Origin of the sequence: Saccharopolyspora erythraea (genome assembly GCF_018141105.1) — a bacterium.
Classification (GTDB): domain Bacteria; phylum Actinomycetota; class Actinomycetes; order Mycobacteriales; family Pseudonocardiaceae; genus Saccharopolyspora_D; species Saccharopolyspora_D erythraea_A.
The window spans coordinates 6,966,080-6,981,503 of record NZ_CP054839.1 but is presented as its reverse complement, the minus strand read 5'-3'; the positions used below and the strand labels follow the sequence as shown (position 1 = coordinate 6,981,503).

15 protein-coding genes are annotated in these 15,424 nt (G+C 71.4%); 5 read left to right on the top strand and 10 right to left on the bottom strand.

The genetic code is table 11. The features are described 5' to 3' along the window. Positions 1 to 123: 123 nt before the first annotated feature. Positions 124 to 624: a MarR family winged helix-turn-helix transcriptional regulator gene (locus HUO13_RS31180; protein WP_211898499.1), complete on the bottom strand. Its 501-nt coding sequence runs from the start codon at positions 622 to 624 to the stop codon at positions 124 to 126. A 130-nt stretch (positions 625 to 754) separates the two neighbouring features. On the opposite strand from HUO13_RS31180, the gene HUO13_RS31175 reads away from it, so the two are divergent. Then, a complete protein-coding gene (locus HUO13_RS31175) occupies positions 755 to 1,051 on the top strand; it encodes an MTH1187 family thiamine-binding protein (RefSeq protein WP_211898498.1) in 297 nt (98 codons plus the stop codon). A 67-nt stretch (positions 1,052 to 1,118) separates the two neighbouring features. On the opposite strand, the gene HUO13_RS31170 is transcribed toward HUO13_RS31175, so the two are convergent. Further along, the gene (locus HUO13_RS31170) at positions 1,119 to 1,322 is read right to left on the bottom strand and encodes a hypothetical protein (RefSeq protein ID WP_211898497.1); all 204 of its coding nucleotides are present in this window, start codon (positions 1,320 to 1,322) and stop codon (positions 1,119 to 1,121) included. 411 nt (positions 1,323 to 1,733) lie between these two features. Here HUO13_RS31170 and trxA point away from each other — a divergent pair, with 411 nt between their 5' ends. Further along, positions 1,734 to 2,660 (top strand): thioredoxin, encoded by a 927-nt coding sequence (gene trxA, locus HUO13_RS31165; protein WP_249124208.1) that lies wholly within the window; start codon positions 1,734 to 1,736, stop codon positions 2,658 to 2,660. A 98-nt stretch (positions 2,661 to 2,758) separates the two neighbouring features. Here the strand turns inward: trxA and HUO13_RS31160 are convergent, their stop codons facing one another. After that, positions 2,759 to 4,168 (bottom strand): neutral zinc metallopeptidase, encoded by a 1,410-nt coding sequence (locus HUO13_RS31160; protein ID WP_249124207.1) that lies wholly within the window; start codon positions 4,166 to 4,168, stop codon positions 2,759 to 2,761. Positions 4,169 to 4,368: 200 nt separating this feature from the next. Next, positions 4,369 to 5,628 carry a peptidase gene (locus HUO13_RS31155; RefSeq protein WP_211898493.1) on the bottom strand — a complete coding sequence of 420 codons (1,260 nt, stop codon included), beginning with the start codon at positions 5,626 to 5,628 and terminating at the stop codon, positions 4,369 to 4,371. A gap of 84 nt (positions 5,629 to 5,712) precedes the next feature. Here HUO13_RS31155 and glgP point away from each other — a divergent pair, with 84 nt between their 5' ends. Continuing rightward, a complete protein-coding gene (gene glgP / locus HUO13_RS31150) occupies positions 5,713 to 8,268 on the top strand; it encodes an alpha-glucan family phosphorylase (protein ID WP_211898492.1) in 2,556 nt (851 codons plus the stop codon). 27 nt (positions 8,269 to 8,295) lie between these two features. Here the strand turns inward: glgP and HUO13_RS31145 are convergent, their stop codons facing one another. Beyond that, the gene (locus tag HUO13_RS31145) at positions 8,296 to 9,237 is read right to left on the bottom strand and encodes a CPBP family intramembrane glutamic endopeptidase (RefSeq protein ID WP_249124206.1); all 942 of its coding nucleotides are present in this window, start codon (positions 9,235 to 9,237) and stop codon (positions 8,296 to 8,298) included. A 76-nt stretch (positions 9,238 to 9,313) separates the two neighbouring features. Here HUO13_RS31145 and HUO13_RS31140 point away from each other — a divergent pair, with 76 nt between their 5' ends. Then, positions 9,314 to 10,045, top strand: coding sequence for a TetR/AcrR family transcriptional regulator (locus HUO13_RS31140; RefSeq protein WP_211898491.1), 732 nt, complete (start codon positions 9,314 to 9,316; stop codon positions 10,043 to 10,045). On the opposite strand, the gene HUO13_RS31135 is transcribed toward HUO13_RS31140, so the two are convergent. The 5 genes from HUO13_RS31135 to HUO13_RS31115 form a co-directional block, all read right to left on the bottom strand. Continuing rightward, entirely contained in the window at positions 10,038 to 11,258 is a 1,221-nt protein-coding gene (locus HUO13_RS31135) for a tetratricopeptide repeat protein (RefSeq protein ID WP_249124205.1), read from the bottom strand. The genes HUO13_RS31140 and HUO13_RS31135 overlap by 8 nt on opposite strands. A 532-nt stretch (positions 11,259 to 11,790) precedes the next feature. Next, positions 11,791 to 11,997 carry a DUF397 domain-containing protein gene (locus HUO13_RS31130; protein WP_211898490.1) on the bottom strand — a complete coding sequence of 69 codons (207 nt, stop codon included), beginning with the start codon at positions 11,995 to 11,997 and terminating at the stop codon, positions 11,791 to 11,793. A 107-nt stretch (positions 11,998 to 12,104) separates the two neighbouring features. Beyond that, a complete protein-coding gene (locus HUO13_RS31125) occupies positions 12,105 to 12,854 on the bottom strand; it encodes a helix-turn-helix domain-containing protein (RefSeq protein WP_249124204.1) in 750 nt (249 codons plus the stop codon). Positions 12,855 to 13,077: 223 nt separating this feature from the next. Further along, positions 13,078 to 13,488, bottom strand: coding sequence for a rhodanese-like domain-containing protein (locus HUO13_RS31120; protein WP_211898489.1), 411 nt, complete (start codon positions 13,486 to 13,488; stop codon positions 13,078 to 13,080). Continuing rightward, a complete protein-coding gene (locus HUO13_RS31115; protein ID WP_211898488.1) occupies positions 13,485 to 14,078 on the bottom strand; it encodes a cysteine dioxygenase in 594 nt (197 codons plus the stop codon). Before HUO13_RS31115 ends, HUO13_RS31120 begins: the two co-directional genes overlap by 4 nt. Positions 14,079 to 14,538: 460 nt before the next feature. Between HUO13_RS31115 and HUO13_RS31110 the strand changes: the two genes are divergently transcribed. Next, positions 14,539 to 15,303, top strand: coding sequence for an ABC transporter ATP-binding protein (locus tag HUO13_RS31110; RefSeq protein ID WP_211903288.1), 765 nt, complete (start codon positions 14,539 to 14,541; stop codon positions 15,301 to 15,303). Positions 15,304 to 15,424: the final 121 nt, after the last annotated feature.

Below are 15,424 nucleotides of genomic sequence, written 5' to 3'. Positions count from 1 at the left end.
AAGGGGACGGAAGTCGCCCGCGCCAGGCTCAGGACACACGGGGCGAGTGGTGTGGTCACTTGCGCCGGGACCGTGGCTGTCCGTGCCGGGTCACCCGCGCCGGACCGCCGCGAGGCGCCGGGCTCAGAAGTCGCCCGCGGCGTGCCGGACCTTGCCGAGCAGGTCGGTGAGCTGCTGGGTCTGGCGCTCGGTGACCCCGCGCAGGCCGAAGTCGATCTCGGTCACCGACTCGGTGGCCCGCTTGACCAGGTCTCGTCCCTCGTCGGTGATCTCCACCAGCGTCGTGCGCCGGTCGGTCGGATGCGGCACCCGCCGGACCAGGTCGTCCTGCTCCAGCCGGTCGACGATGTTGGTGACGCTGGTCGGGTGCAGTTGGAGGCGGTCGCCCATCACCCGCATCGGCAGGCTGCCCCGCCGGGAGAAGCTCAGCAGCACCAGCGCCTCGTAGCGGGCGAAGGTCAGGTTGTGCGGGCGCAGCGCGGTGTCCACCGCGGACTGCAGGATCTGCTGGACTCGCATCACGCTGGTGACGGCGGCCATCGTCGTGGACGGGCCGACCCGCTCGGCCCAGAGCTCCGCCGCGCGGGCGATGGGGTCGAAGGGCAGCGGACTACGAGTGCTCATGTTGCTCGACGCTAGCAGCGCGCGGTGGCCCCGTCGGGAAGTGTGGTCTGGCAGCGGGAAGAAAATCGGCCACGATCGGCGCTGCACGGTGCGGATCGTGCGAAGACATCGAGGTGGAGGAGGAACGGACGTGCTGCTCGCATTCAGCGTGGCCCCGGCGAACTCAGGTGACGGCGTCAGCGAGGCGGTCGCGGCGGCGGTCCGGGTGGTGCGCGACTCGGGTCTGCCATATGAGACGACCGCGATGTTCACCACCATCGAGGGCGAGTGGGACGAGGTGATGGACGTCGTGAAGCGGGCCACCGAGGCGGTGTCCTCGCGCTCGCCGCGCACCAGCCTTGTGATCAAGGCCGACATCCGCCCCGGCTACACCGGCCAGCTGCGGCAGAAGGTCGAGCGGATCAACGAGCACCTTGAACAGGACTGAGCGCGGACGCCGAAGGGCGGCACCGGCCAGGCCGGTGCCGCCCTTCGGCGGTGCTGCCGTCAGGACGTCAGCGCTGCTGAGCGTGGTCGACGATCGGGGCGTTGACACAGTTGGTCGTCTGCTCCGACCCGAGCTTGACGATGACGCCGATGAGGGCGCCGATGTCGTTGCCGCAGGCCTGAACCGGCACGGCGCTGATGTTGTTGTCGTTCACGGCGTTGACGCCGTTGTTGTCGACGCTGTCGGCGAAGGCGGGGGCGCCGAGGGTCATCACGCCCACGGCGGCGGCGCCGGCGGCAGCGGCGACACGGGTTCCAATACGCACTGTCTTCGTACCTCTCGTTGAACTTCGGGCAGGGAGATCCCGCGCTGGAGTCCCCGCACGGCCCGCGTGTGATCACGCACGGCTCGCGGGCGAACACGCTCGTTCGCGAGCCCGGTGACTGCTTCGGCGATCAATCCGCCGAGACCTGAGGGCTTTCTTCCGATGTCACCTGGACGAGTGACATTTGTTCACTGCTTCGACTTGATCTCCGAGTCGCGTCGGCGTGTCGTCGCTGACCAGCGCGCAACCGCGGAGCCCTGACATCGGGCGCCCAGGCACCGCCCGCCCGGCGTGTCGTGTCAGGATGGGGGTGTGACGAGGCCCGATCCACGCCAGAACGCAGCAATGTCCGCCGCGATGGCGGGTGCAGTCGACCTGTCGGCCCTCAAGAGCAGGGCCGACGCCTCCGCGCGCGGAGGCAACCAGCAGCCCGCCGCCAACGGCGAGGCCGGTGCGGCGCCCCCCGCGGGCGGTTCGGTCATCGACGTGACCGAGGCGACCTTCCAGGCCGAGGTTGTCGAGCGCTCCATGCAGGTTCCCGTGGTGGTGGACCTGTGGGCCACCTGGTGCGGGCCGTGCAAGCAGCTCTCGCCGGTGCTGGAGCGGCTCGCCGAGGAGGCCGGCGGCAGCTGGGTGCTGGCCAAGATCGACGTCGACGCCAACCCCCGGATCGCGCAGCTGTTCCAGGTGCAGTCGGTGCCGACGGTGATCGCCATCGCGGGCGGCCAGCCGGTCGAGGCGTTCGCCGGGGCGCAGCCGGAGCCGCAGATCCGGCAGTGGATCAACTCGCTCCTGGACGCCCTGCGCGACCAGCTCCCGGGCATCGGGCAGGCCGAGGCCGCCGCGGGCGGTGCCGCACCGGCCGAGCAGGAGGAGGACCCGCGGTTCACCGCGGCCGAGGAGGCGCTGGAGCGCGGCGACTACGCGGCGGCCGAGGCGGCCTACCAGCAGATCCTCGAAGCCGAGCCGGCCAACGAGCTGGCCAAGGCCGCGCTGTCGCAGGTGCGCTTCAGCGCCCGCGCCGAGAGCGCCGACCCGTCGGCGGTCGAGCGCGCCGACGCCGCGCCGGACGACCTCGACGCCCAGTTGGCGGCCGCCGACGCCGAGGTCGCGGTCCAGCGGGTCGAGGAGGCCTTCGACCGGCTGGTGCGCACCGTCAAGCGCACCTCGGGCGACGACCGCAACCGCGTCCGCGAGCACCTGGTGGAGATGTTCGAGCTGTTCCCCGAGGGCGACGAGCGCGTGACCGCCGCGCGCCGTGCCCTGGCCAGCGCCCTGTTCTGACCCCGTGGGTCTTCCGGGCTGCCATGGCAACCCGGAAGACCCACGAGCATGAAAAAGGTCCCTCCCCGCGGGGAGGGACCTTTCGCGTTCGGAGGCGCTCAGCCGCCGTACTTGGCGCTGCAGGGGGCGAAGCCCTCCTGGAAGCCGACCCGGAACGCCTCGACCCGCGCGAAGCCCGCGGGCACCTGCTCGCCGTTGACGTTCGCCGCGATCAGGCTGTCCTCGCCGAGCAGCGCGGCCACGCCCTCGTCGATGTCACCGGGGGCGACCCGCAGCTTGCCGACGGGGTTGCGCTGGCCGATCGGGTCCTCGATCAGCAGCCCGCTCCACGACCCGACCAGGCAGGCCGTGCGCAGGCCCGCGGCCTCGTCGTCGAGCGAGAGCCCGGCGGCCTTCTGCACCGACAGCGCGTACCTGGACGCGACCTGGGCGTAGGCGGCGAAGTCGCCGTAGCCGGTGGCGGCCTCGTCCTGCGCCGGAGGCGTGCCGATCTTGCGCAGCTCCTCCATGTTCAGCGACACCGTGTTGGTGTCCGGGCAGTAGCCCGCGGGGTTCGTCGCCTCGACCCCGCTGCACGCGGTCCGGCTCGTGGTGATCGACGGCGGCTCGGCGCCGGTGTCCTTGAAGACCTCCTGCAGGCTCTTCTCGACCACGTCGATGTTCTCCTGCGAGATGGGCAGGTCGGACTCCTGGCCCTGCTTCCAGAACTCGAACTGGGTGGTCCGCTGCTTGACGTCGGCGGCGTCCATGTCGGCGCAGCGCTTCGCGCCGTCGGAGAAGCCGTACTGGAAGGCGGTGACCCGGTCGAACGAGCTGCCGTGCGCGCTGGTGTCCTTGAAGTCGCTGCCGATCGGGTCGCGGATCGAGCTGAGCACGCCCATCACCTGGTTGAGGCCCTCACCGGTGGAGACCTCGAAGTACTTCGACCTGTCCTCGGCGACGTGCCGGAAGTACGCGCCGGTGAAGCAGTCGGCCTGCTGCTCCAGCACGATGGTCGGGTCGTTGGCCGTGACGATGCCCGCCCGGTGCTGGATGGCGTGGCCCATCTCGTGCGCGATGACCGCGACCACCGACATCGACCCGAAGCTGCTCTCCAGCTGCGGCAGCAGCCCGCCGCGGTCCCACGCGATCAGGTCGTCGGTGGGGCAGTAGAAGGCGTTGACCAGACCGGCGGTGTTCTCACCGCAGACGGTGGCGCCGGGACCCGCCGAGTCGTAGGAGACCAGTCGCTTGACGGGGTCGAACTTCTTGCCCCCGAAGGCATCCGGGAACTCCTCGGCCCAGAACTCGTCGACGTCGGCGACGGCGTTGCGGGCCAGCTTGTCCATCTCGCCGTTGTCGGTGCCCTCGACCGGCATGCTCGCCTCCGGTGCGCCCGCCTTCGGGCCGCTGGGTCCGTTGGCGGCGGGCAGTCCGGCCACCGTGTCGGTGGCGAACCCGCCGGGAGTGGTCGGGGTGCCGCTGACCGCCTGCGAACAGCCTGCGACCAGCGCGGCGCACGTGATCACCGCGGTCGTCGTGCTGATGATGCGCCGGCGTCTCCGGTTGCGTGCCGATACCGCTTCCACTGACGTTTCCCATCCCTGCCGAAAAGTCCCGTACGACGTCGCCGGGGTCCGCGCCCGCCTGCGCCCGCAGCAGCCTATCTGGTGGTTCCGCGGCGCCAGGCGGGATCGACCGCATTGGGCGTACCGCCCGCGGCCGGGTGTCAGCGCAGCCCGCAGGCGCCGGGACCACCGAGCGCGCCTTCGCGGAAGGCGAGGAACCGGTCGAAGCCGGTGAGCGCGTTGACGCCGTCGATGTCGCGCGAGACGCCGTTGCCCGCGAGCAGCACCTCGACCGCCTCGTCGAGGTCGCCGGGGGAGAGCGCGGCCCGGCCCGTGAAGGCGCCCGCCAGGCAGGACGCGCGGCGCCCGCCTTCCACACCGTGCGCGGGCAGGCCCAGGGCGTCGAGCGCGGCGACGGCGTACCGGGACGCGACGAGAGTGGTGATCGCCTGGTCCCCGATGTCGTGGTCGACCGCGGCCAGCGCGGGCTCGTCGACGGCCACCCGCGCGGGGTCGGTGCAGTACTCCACGGCCACCTCCCCGCATCGCTCACCTGGGTCGGTGGTGACCGGGGGAGCCGGCCACCGCGCACCGCGGCGGTTCACCAGGCCGGTGAAGTAGTCACGGACGTCCGGCGCGGCCAGCGCCTCGGGCACCGGCCGGTTCGGTTCCTCCGGCGCCTTCGCGGGCAGCGCGGGGCTCGGCTGCGCGCAGCGCCCAGGACCTCCTCGGTAGCCGTCCTGGAACGCGGAGACCCGGTCGAAGGCGGTGCCGTGCGGGTCCGCGGCCTGGTCGGCGCCGATCGGGTCGCGGAAGACCGTGAGCGCGCGCATCGCGCCGTCGAGCTGGTCCGGCCGGACGCGCAGGTGCGGGGCGCGCCCGTCGGCCGCCCACCGGACGAACGAACCGGCGTAGCAGTCGGCCATCGCCTCGGTGCGCCGCGGGTCGTCGGTGCCCGCGCCGGAGCGCTGCTGCACGGCGTGGCCGAGCTCGTGGGCGAGCACGACCACGACGGCGGCCTCCCCGTAGTGCTCGCGCAGCACGGGCAGCAGCGCGGTGCGGTCCCAGGCGACGGCGTCGACGGTGGCGCAGTAGTAGGCGTTGCCCTCGACGTCGGCGGCATCGCCCGAGCACGGCGGCGCGTCGGCGGTCGTGTTCGCGGTGTCGACCGAGAAGAACCCGCCGTCGACCGGCCGCCACGGCCCGCCGAAGGTCGCCGGGTACTGCGCCTTCCAGTACTCCTGCACGTCGGTGACGACGGTGGCCGCGAGCCGGTCGGTCTCGCCGCCGTCGGTTCCGTGCACGAAGGACGGATCGACGGCCCGCACCGCCACGCTCGGGGGCTGCGCGGGAGGCGCCGAACACGCGCCCAGCGCAGCCACCGACGCGATCAGCGCCGCCACGAACCGCCGTGCACCCACGGCACCAGCTTCGCATCGCGGTGCGGTGTGACGGCGGCGGCATCACCGCACGGCCGTGCGGGCGTCGAGATATGGTCCGCTCCCATGCGAGCCGTCCACCGCTTCACCGTCCGCGCCCACCTGCCGGAGGCGCTGTCCGCGCTGGGCACCCTGGCCACCAACCTCCGCTGGACGTGGCATCCGCCGACGCAGGACCTGTTCGCGTCGGTAGACCCCGAGGTGTGGTCGGCGGTGGGCGGCGACCCGCTGCGGCTGCTTGCCGAGGTGCCTGCCGGACGGCTGAGCAGGCTCGCCCGCGACGAGGACTTCCTGGCTCGCACCCGCGCCGTCGACGACGACCTGCGCCGCTACCTCACCGTGCCGCGCTGGTACCAGCAGCGCCAGGACGAGGGCGGCTCGCTGCCGGACTCGGTCGCCTACTTCTCCATGGAGTTCGGGGTCGCCGAGGCGCTGCCGAACTACTCGGGCGGGCTGGGCGTGCTGGCGGGCGACCACCTCAAGTCCGCGTCGGACCTCGGGGTGCCGATGATCGGCGTCGGGCTGCTCTACCGCTCGGGCTACTTCCGCCAGGCGCTGTCCAGCGAGGGGTGGCAGGTGGAGCACTACCCGGTGCTGGACCCCCGCGCGCTGCCGCTGGAGACGGTGAACGACCGGGCGGGCTCGCCCGTGCTGGTGCGGGTCGCGATGCCCGAGGGCCGCACGCTGCGCGCGCGGATCTGGAAGGCGCAGGTCGGGCGGGTGCCGCTGCTGCTGCTCGACACCGACCTGCCGGAGAACGACGACGACCTGCGCGGCACCACCGACCGCCTCTACGGCGGCGACGCCGACCACCGCATCCGGCAGGAGATCCTGGCCGGGGTCGGCGGCATGCGCGCTGTCCGCGCCTACTGCGAGCTGACCGGCCACCCGCAGCCCGCGGTCTTTCACACCAACGAGGGACACGCCGGGTTCCTCGGCCTGGAACGCGTGCGCGAGCTCCAGGACCACCACGGCCTGCAGTTCGACGAGGCCGTGGTCGCCGTCCGGGCGGGCACGGTGTTCACCACGCACACCCCGGTCCCGGCCGGGATCGACCGCTTCCCGGTCGACCTCGTGCGCCACTACTTCAGCGACGGGTCGGCGCAGGCGCTGGTGCCGGGCGTGCCCACGGAACGCGTTCTGGCGCTGGGCGCCGAGGAGAACCCGGGCATGTTCAACATGGCCCACATGGGCCTGCGGCTCGCCCAGCGCGCCAACGGCGTCTCCCAGCTGCACGGCGGGGTCAGCCGCAAGATGTTCCGCGGCCTGTGGCCGGGGTTCGGGACCGAGGAGGTCCCGATCTCGTCGGTCACCAACGGCGTGCACGGACCCACCTGGTCGGCGCGCGAGCTGGGCAAGCTGCTCGGCGAGTCCGAAATGGACAGCGGAGCCGGGCTGCGCGGCATGGAACCGGTCAGCGACTCGCTGCTGTGGGAGCTGCGCTGCTCGCTGCGGCAGCGGCTGGTCGACGAGGTCCGCCGCAGGCTGCGCCACGCCTGGCGGCAGCGCGGTGCCTCGGATCTCGAGCTGGGCTGGTGCGACTCGGTCTTCGACCCCGACGTGCTGACGATCGGCTTCGCCCGCCGGGTGCCGACCTACAAGCGGCTGACGCTGATGCTGCGCGACACCGAGCTGCTCCGGGAGCTGCTGCTCGACTCCGAGCGCCCGGTGCAGGTGGTCGTCGCGGGCAAGTCGCACCCCGCCGACGAGGGCGGCAAGGTGATGATCCAGAAGATCGTCCAGTTCGCCGACCAGGCCGACGTCCGCCACCGCATCGTGTTCCTGCCCGATTACGACATGGCGCTCGCCAGGTACCTGGTGTCGGGCTGCGACGTCTGGCTGAACAACCCGGTGCGCCCGCTGGAGGCGTGCGGCACGTCGGGCATGAAGGCCGCGCTCAACGGCGGACTCAACCTGTCGGTGCGCGACGGCTGGTGGGACGAGATGTTCGACGGCCACAACGGGTGGGCGATCCCCAACGCCGACGGCGTCACCGACCCGAACCGCCGCGACGACCTGGAGGCCGCGGCGCTCTACGAGCTGATCTCCACCCAGGTCGCCCCGGCCTTCTACGAGCGCAACACCGACGGCGTGCCGGGCAAGTGGATGTCGATGGTGCGCCACACCCTCGCCACGCTCGGGCCGCGCGTGCAGTCGTCGCGGATGGTGCGGGAGTACGTCGACCACCACTACGTGCCCGCCGCGCGCTCGGCCGCCGCGGTGGCGGTGCAGGGCTACAGCGGTGCCAAGGAGATCGCCGACTACCGCAGCAGGCTCTCGGCGGCGTGGACCTGGGTGCGCATCCGCGACACCGAGATGGCCGTCGAGGACGGCGGCACGCCGCTGCTGGGCGGTCAGGTGGTCGTGCGGGCGCAGGTCGACCTCGCAGGCCTCGACCCGTCGGACGTCAACGTCGAGGTCGTGGTCGGCAGGGTCGACGACTCCGACGAGCTGCACGACTTCGTCACCGAGCCGATGGAGCTGGCGGAGGAGGGGCACTACTCGGCGACGGTGACCCTGCCGCACGCCGGGCCCGCGGGCTACACGGTGCGGGTGCTGCCGAAGCACCCGCTGCTGTCGGGCCCGGCGGAGCTCGGCAAGGTCGTCCTCGCGGGGTCGTGAGGGCGGTTCTCGGGCTTTTCCGGGGTTTCACAGCAGGCCGAGCAGGATCGGGGCGGAGTTCGTGAGGCCGTGGACGGTGAGGATCGGCCACATCAGGCGGTGCTTGCTGTAGAGGTAGCCGAGGAACAGGCCCTGGACGCCCTGGTTGACGAACACCGAGGCGAGGTCGTCCGCCAGCGTTCCGGTGCCCTGGATGCCGACGTGCCAGGAGGCCCACAGCAGTGCGGCCAGCACGATCGCGGGCCGGCGGCCGAGGACGGCCTCGCAGGTGGACTGCAACCAGCGACGGTAGAAGACCTCCTCGAGCAAGCTGTTCACCAGGAACACGACGGCGATGGTGACCAGCAGCGTGACGGGATCGACCGTGCGGCCGTAGTCGCTGGGCGGAATCGCGAACGGGCCGGTGAAGCTGAGCGCGAACCAGGCGGCGACGGGGATCAGCGGCCCGTAGCGACGCCAGGAGGCCGTTTCCGCGTCGCCCGGCGCGGAAGCGTCAGGCTGTGGCGCTGTGTTCCGGCGGTGGCCGGGCTGCGTCGCGTCGCCCCTGCGGCGCAGCAGCCAGAACGCCACGGCCGGGACGCAGAGCAGCAGCGCGAGCTTGAGGAGCGTGTGCGCCGGTTCCCCGCCGCCGGCCAGTCGCAGCGATGCGGCGAAAGCGACGGCCGCGGTGATCAGGACCACCGCCTGCGGATAGGGCGGTGTCCGCCCTGCCGCGGGCGGCTGCGGCGTGGCCGCGCGGCTTCCGCCGGGGATCAGCAGAGCCAGGAGGAGCCCGGCGAGGGCTGGCACCCACCGGGTCCACATCGGCACCGTGCCGGTGTGGTCCGCGGAGTACCTGATGCCGGTGTTTCCGGTCAGCACCAGGTATGTCGCCGATGCCACGATCAACGCCACTCCGGTGATCAGGACGGCTCGTCCCCATCTGGCGGGTAACAGGTCGTGGGTGAGGTCGTCGGGCTTATTTCGCACAGGCGTACTGTAATGGAAATCGCACGTGTGTGCGGTGAAGATGTGGGACCACCTGGCGCGGTGCTATAAACGGCCCGTGCCGAAGCTCGTCGATCACGACCAGCGGCGGGCGGAGCTCACCCGCGTCGTCTGGCAGCTCATCGCCCGCGACGGCATCGAGGGCGCCACGGTCCGCAAGGTCGCGGAGGAAGCAGGTGTCTCCGTCGGCGGCCTGCGGCACTACTTCGACAGCCAGCGCGGCTTGCTGCGGTTCGCCGCGCAGGAGATGGGCAAGCGCGTGGCCGCCCGGGTCGCGGACCACCTGCGAGCGGAGCTGCCGGGCCAGGAGCGGGCGCAACGGGTGCTCGAGGAACTGCTTCCGCTGGATGCGGACCGCCGTCGCGAGGTGGACGTGTGGCTGGCATTCCTCGTGCGCAGCCGTGTCGACGACTCGCTCGCCGAGATGTGCCGGGCGAGCTGGAACGGTGAGCGCCACCTCTGCCGCATCGCCGTCGCCTGCTGCTGTGGTGTGCGCCCGCCGGAGGCGGTCGGCGATCAGCTGCCGGACCCCGCCCTGGAGGAGCGGTCTGCGCGCCTGCACGTGTTCATGGACGGCCTGACGCTCCAGGCGGCGGTGTTCCCCGGAGAGCTGGCGGTGGAGCGGACCCGCGAACTCGTGCGGGACGAGCTGGCGGCGATCGCGGCCGGTGCGGAGGGTTCCGGCGGTTCGGCGGACTTCCGCGGTTCGGCGGGGACTTTCGGCGGTTCGGCGGAGACGTTCGGCGGTTCGGCGGGGACTTTCGGTGGTTCGGCGGGAAGCTTCAGCTGACCTGGAGGCGTGCGCGCGTCTCGCGGACGCGGGGCCACCAAGCGGCGAGTTCCTCGGCCCTGGCGAGCGCTTCACGTGCCGCGGCGTTGTCATGCTGGGCCATGTGGGCGCGGGCCAGCGTCGCGTAGCAGTCGGCGCGGGCCAGCGGCGAGGTGTTGTGGTCCGAGCCGACGGCCGCCAGCCGGGCGGCTTCGTCCACGTCGCCCTCCACGAGTGCCAGCAGTCCCCGCGTACCGCTGAGGTCGAACGACGGGAACCCGAGCTTCACGGCGTCGTCGAGCGCCTTCTTCGACAGGGGGAGCAGGTCGTCGCCGGGCAACTGCCCGGCCTCCACGGCGGCGAAGCCCAGTCCCGCCATCCCCGCCAGCGTGTAGGACATCTCGCGCGGCGGGATGTCGGCGGCGGAGATGTGCTGGAGCAGCATCATCACGGCCTGCGCGTACTCACCGCGCGCCTCGTGCATCGAGACCCGGCACGACACCGTCGTGTTCAGCTCGGGGTGCTCGGCGGCGAGTTCGTCGGTGAGCGACTGGGCCCGGTCGAGGTCGCCCTCGCGCAACGCCTCGTAGGCGCGGGCGGCCATCGGCCCGGCGCAGAACTCCGTCCGCTTGGGTTCCGGCATGCGGGGCAGCCCGAACAGCAGCCAGCCGGTGGAGGTGGCCAGCGGAACCCGCCGGGGCCACAGCTTGTAGAGCATCAGCGGAGTCGCGGCGAGCACGAACCCGCGCCAGAACGGCCCGTCGGCCAGCAGCCACGACGCCACGACGACGCCGATGCCGGTGAGAGCCGACACCACACCCGCAAGCCAGCACCGCAGGATCACCGGCTTGCGCCACGGGCCGATCTCGGAGCCGATGGTCACCGGCAGCGCGCGGAGCGTGAACGTGATCCTGCCGACCGTCCACGAACCCAGCGACCGCATCGCCCCGAACACGATGTGGCGGACTCGCAGCCCGAAGACGAACGAGCCGGCGAGCAACCCGAGCTGGGTGGCCATCGGCAGCAGGACCACTCCCACCAGCGCCCCCAGGACACCGAGGACGTACCCGGCCGGGCCGCCGCCCGCGATCACCTCGACGACACCGACCGCGAGCAGCCCCGCGACGGCGACGACCATCCACGGCCGGACGAACCGGCGCAGCCCTTGCAACCAGGGGAGCTCTCGCAGCCCGCGGAGCCGTTGCAGTCCGGGGAGCCCTTGCAGCCTTCGCACGAGGCCAGGACTTTAGGCGATCGGGTGAGGGGGTAGGGGCGGTTTGGCGCAGGTGTGATGAGGCCGGGGTGGGGCAGTCGCACCAGGGGTGGGTTGGGATGGCGGGTCGCATTGGGGTGGTGGTGCGGGGTTTTCGGGGCGTCGCCCTGGCTTTGCGGGTCACCTTTGAGGGTGGGGGCGCAGGGGTTTTCGACGTATCCAGCGGGGTTGGCGGGTCGCTTTGAGGGCGGGGTGCGGGGTTTTCGAGGCATCCAGCGGGGCTGGCGGCTTACTTTGAGGGCGGGGACGCGTGGGTTTTCGACGTACTCACCCTGGCTTTGCGGGTCGCTTTGGGTGGGTGGTTTCTGGGGCGCTCGCCGCCCCCAGGCCCCCGGCAGGTCTCCGGGATGAGTGGGTTTTCGGGGGATGCTGCGGTGGGGCGGTTGGTGGTTCTCATCCCGTCGGCCTCCACGAGGGCTAAGGGCTGGCGCCAGGTCGACGGGATGAGAACCACGGCACCGCCCGTGTGTGGCGAAGTTGCTTGGTGGTGTTGTCAGTCGAGGTTTCCGCGTTGGGCTGTGGTTAGGAAGTGCCGCCATTGCGTGGGGGTGAAGATCAGTTTCGGGCCGTCGGGTTCCTTGGAGTCGCGGACCGCCGTCACCGTGCCTGTGAATGCGACCTCGACGCAGTTGCCGCCGCTGCCGGTGTCGCTTCGGCTGCTCTTGCGCCAGCGGGCCTGGGAGAGATCCACGGCGAACATGACCACCCACCACGCTTCCGTTTCACAACGCGTTCATCACCTCGCCGACCATGGCCGTCGAATCCGCTGGGGAGAGTGCGATGGCGCGGAGGTGCTCGAATTTGACCCTACAGGCGTGGACTTCCGATGGCTTGTCCGTGTGAATCGCTCCTAGCGTGTTCGGCGTACACGACTACGCCGTCCTCGGGGTCTGCGAAGTGCAGCATCGTGAACGGGCCGTTCAGCCCGTCATGCATTCCGGCGGTCGATGGGAGTACCCGGAAGTCGACGCTGGGTAGCGATGCCAGCTCCAAGAGCCGTTGCATCTGCCTTCGGAGGGCGCATGCGTCGCCGATGAGCTGGTGCAACGCGGAGTCGGTGGTCACGGCGTTGAGCCGAAGCGGGTTCGCCGCGTCGTGCAGTCGTCGCTGACGGTGGGCGCGCACGGTTACCTGGCTGCTTATCCACTCCTCGGAACGTCGCACGTGCGATCCCTCGAACACCGCCCTCGCGTATTCGTCGCTCTGCAGCAGGCCCGGGATCAAGGTCGCGTAGAAGCACTGGACCAGTACGGCCTCGGTCTCCAGCCCGACATAGCCCTGGTCGTTGAACCCGTGCTTGTGCCACCAGCCCTTCTGCTTGGACCTCCGCGCCATCTCGACGAGTTCGTCGTCGCGCTGGTCGTAGACGTCCATCATCGAGCGCACCCAGTGGACGTCGATGCCCTGGCCACCGGCTTCGAGGCGGGCGAGTTTGCTGCTGGAGAAGTCGAGCGCGACCGCGGCCGCTTCCAACGTGAGACCGGCGCTTTCGCGCATCGCTCGCACGCGGCGTCCGAGTTTGCGGCGCCACCAGGTCGGGCTGTTCCCGCTGCTCATGATCATCCCTGCACATCGTCGACCGCCTCACTGTCCACATGGGATCGCGAATCCGGGATCCCACGGCCGGAACGGCCGGGATCTCCCTGCCGTTGGCTTGAACATCGGTGACGATGGGGGTGAACTGAACAGAGGTTCGAGGGAATTATTCGATCAGGTGATATTCGACGGTATTGGGAACCGTGGGGCCTCCTTGGTGTTGGCGGAGGCCCCACGGTTTACGTCAGGCCCCTGCGGGGGCGGTGGTGACGGGAAGGCCGGCGGCCTTCCAGGCGCGGAAGCCGCCGTCGAGGTCGGTCGCGCGGGTCAGGCCCAGCTCGCGGGCCTGGGCGGCGGCGAGGCTGGAGGCGTAGCCCTCGTTGCAGACCAGCACGACCGGTTGGTGCGGGCGGAGCCCGGACAGCCGGTGCGGGCTGGCCGGGTCGAGCCGCCACTCCAGGACGATCCGCTCGACGGTGAGCGCCCCCGGGATCTCGCCCTCCGCGAGGCGGTTGGCGTCCGGGCGGATGTCGATGATCAGCCCGCCCTGCCGTTGCAGCTCCGCCGCCTCCTGCGGGCTCACCCGCTCCAGTTCCGTGCGGGAATCCGCCAGCAGGTGCTCGACGCCGTAGGGGCCGGTGGTGGGTGCGCTCATCGGACGACCTCCGGTTGGAACGGGTGCCGCTGCGGCGGGACCGGCGGCACGTCGGCCAGGTCGGCGTAGTGCCGCACCGGCAGCAGGGGCGGCGAGTAGGCGTGCACGCTGGCCGCGTTGACGGAGCTGACGTTGCGCACCTGGTGCGCGCGCCCGCTGCCGAAGCCCATCGCCGAGCCGATGTCGTGCCGGGCGGTGCGCACGGGTCCGCCGGGGTAGACGTAGTCCTCGCGCAGTTCGCCGAACAGCACCGCGAACGAGCCGGAGGCACCGCCGTGGTCGTGCGGCTTGGTGCCCTGCCCCGGTGCCCACGACAGCAGCCACAGCTCGACGCCCGCGGTCAGGCCGAGTCGCGCCCACCAGCGCTCCTCGTCGTCGACGCGGACGACGTCCAGCAGCAGCCCGGTGAGCTCGGAGGTGACGGCGCTGGTCAGGTCTCGCAGCTCGCGAGGTGTCCACAGTGTGCGGTCGGCCGGGACGAGGTCGCGTAGCAGGCGCACGTCGAGGTCGGGGTGCAGCTGCACCCCGCCGACGGCGGGCAGTTCTCCGGTGGGGGTGTACTGGGAGACGTGCGGGTGCACGGAGGTCATGGAAGGCTCCAGATTTCGTGTCATACCGGTGGAATCGGCGCGACACGGCACACCCATCGCGATGTGGGTGGGCGAGGTCGTGCTTGGTTCGCTGTGCCGCGCGTTGGGACCCGGAAGAGGGGTCAGCAGGACGAACGCGTCAGCGACACGCAGAGGTGACGACCATCAGCAGGTCGACCACGCGATCACGTGTGAGCAACGAACCGGACACGTCGCCGATCCTGGCACGTGCGGCTGGGCCGCGGCCACCGCTGCGGCCGGCGTCCCGGATGCTGGGCGGGGTGTGCGACCTAGATCACCCGGCCAGGTGAAACCCCGCCGCAGGCGCCCGGCGCCGAGGCGGAAGAATGGGCGGCGGAGGGGCTCGCCGGTAGCCGCGGCGGTCGCATGCGCGACGACCGGGCCGCTAGCCGCGGGCAATCACGGCTGGGAGGTAGACGTGGACGACCTGGTCATCCGGATGGATGGCGTCGGCGTCCGGCGGGGCGAGACCACGCTGGTGGCCGACGTGAACTGGTCGGTCGAGCTCGACGAGCGATGGGTCGTGCTGGGCCCCAACGGCGCGGGCAAGACGACCCTGCTGAAGATGGCGGCCGCCGAGATGCACCCGAGCGAGGGCACCGTCGACGTGCTCTCCGAACGCATGGGCCGCACCAACGTGTTCGAGCTGCGCCCGCGCATCGGGCTGTGCTCGGCCGCGCTGGCGGCGCGCGTGCCCGGCGAGGAGCTGGTGCTCGACGTGGTGGTCAGCGCGGGCTGGTCGGTGGTCGGCCGCTGGCGGGAGCAGTACGACGAGATGGACACCGACCGGGCCGCGGAGCTGCTGGACCTGCTCGGCGTCGCCCACCTCGCCGACCGCGCCTTCGGGACGCTGTCGGAGGGCGAGCGCAAGCGCGCCGTGATCGCCCGCGCCCTGATGACCGATCCCGAGCTGCTGCTGCTGGACGAGCCGGCCGCCGGGCTCGACCTCGGCGGCCGGGAGGACCTGGTCGCCCGGCTCTCGGCGCTGGCCATGGACCCCGACGCCCCGGCATCGGTGCTGGTCACCCACCATGTCGAGGAGATCCCGCCGGGCTTCACCCACGCCCTGCTGCTGCGCGACGGCTCGGCCGTCGCCCAGGGCCTGCTCGGCGACGTGATCACCGAGGACAACCTGTCCAAGACCTTCGACCAGGACCTGGAGCTGACGCGCAGCGGCGACCGCTACTTCGCCCGCAGGCGTTAGGCGCACCTGGAACAGGGCGGCTCGGCGGGTCATCGCGCCGGCTGAGATACAGAACACTGACGTTTCGGTGTGACGCGCGATAACCTGCCGCGCAAGCGGCAGTTCGACGAGGAGGTTGCGG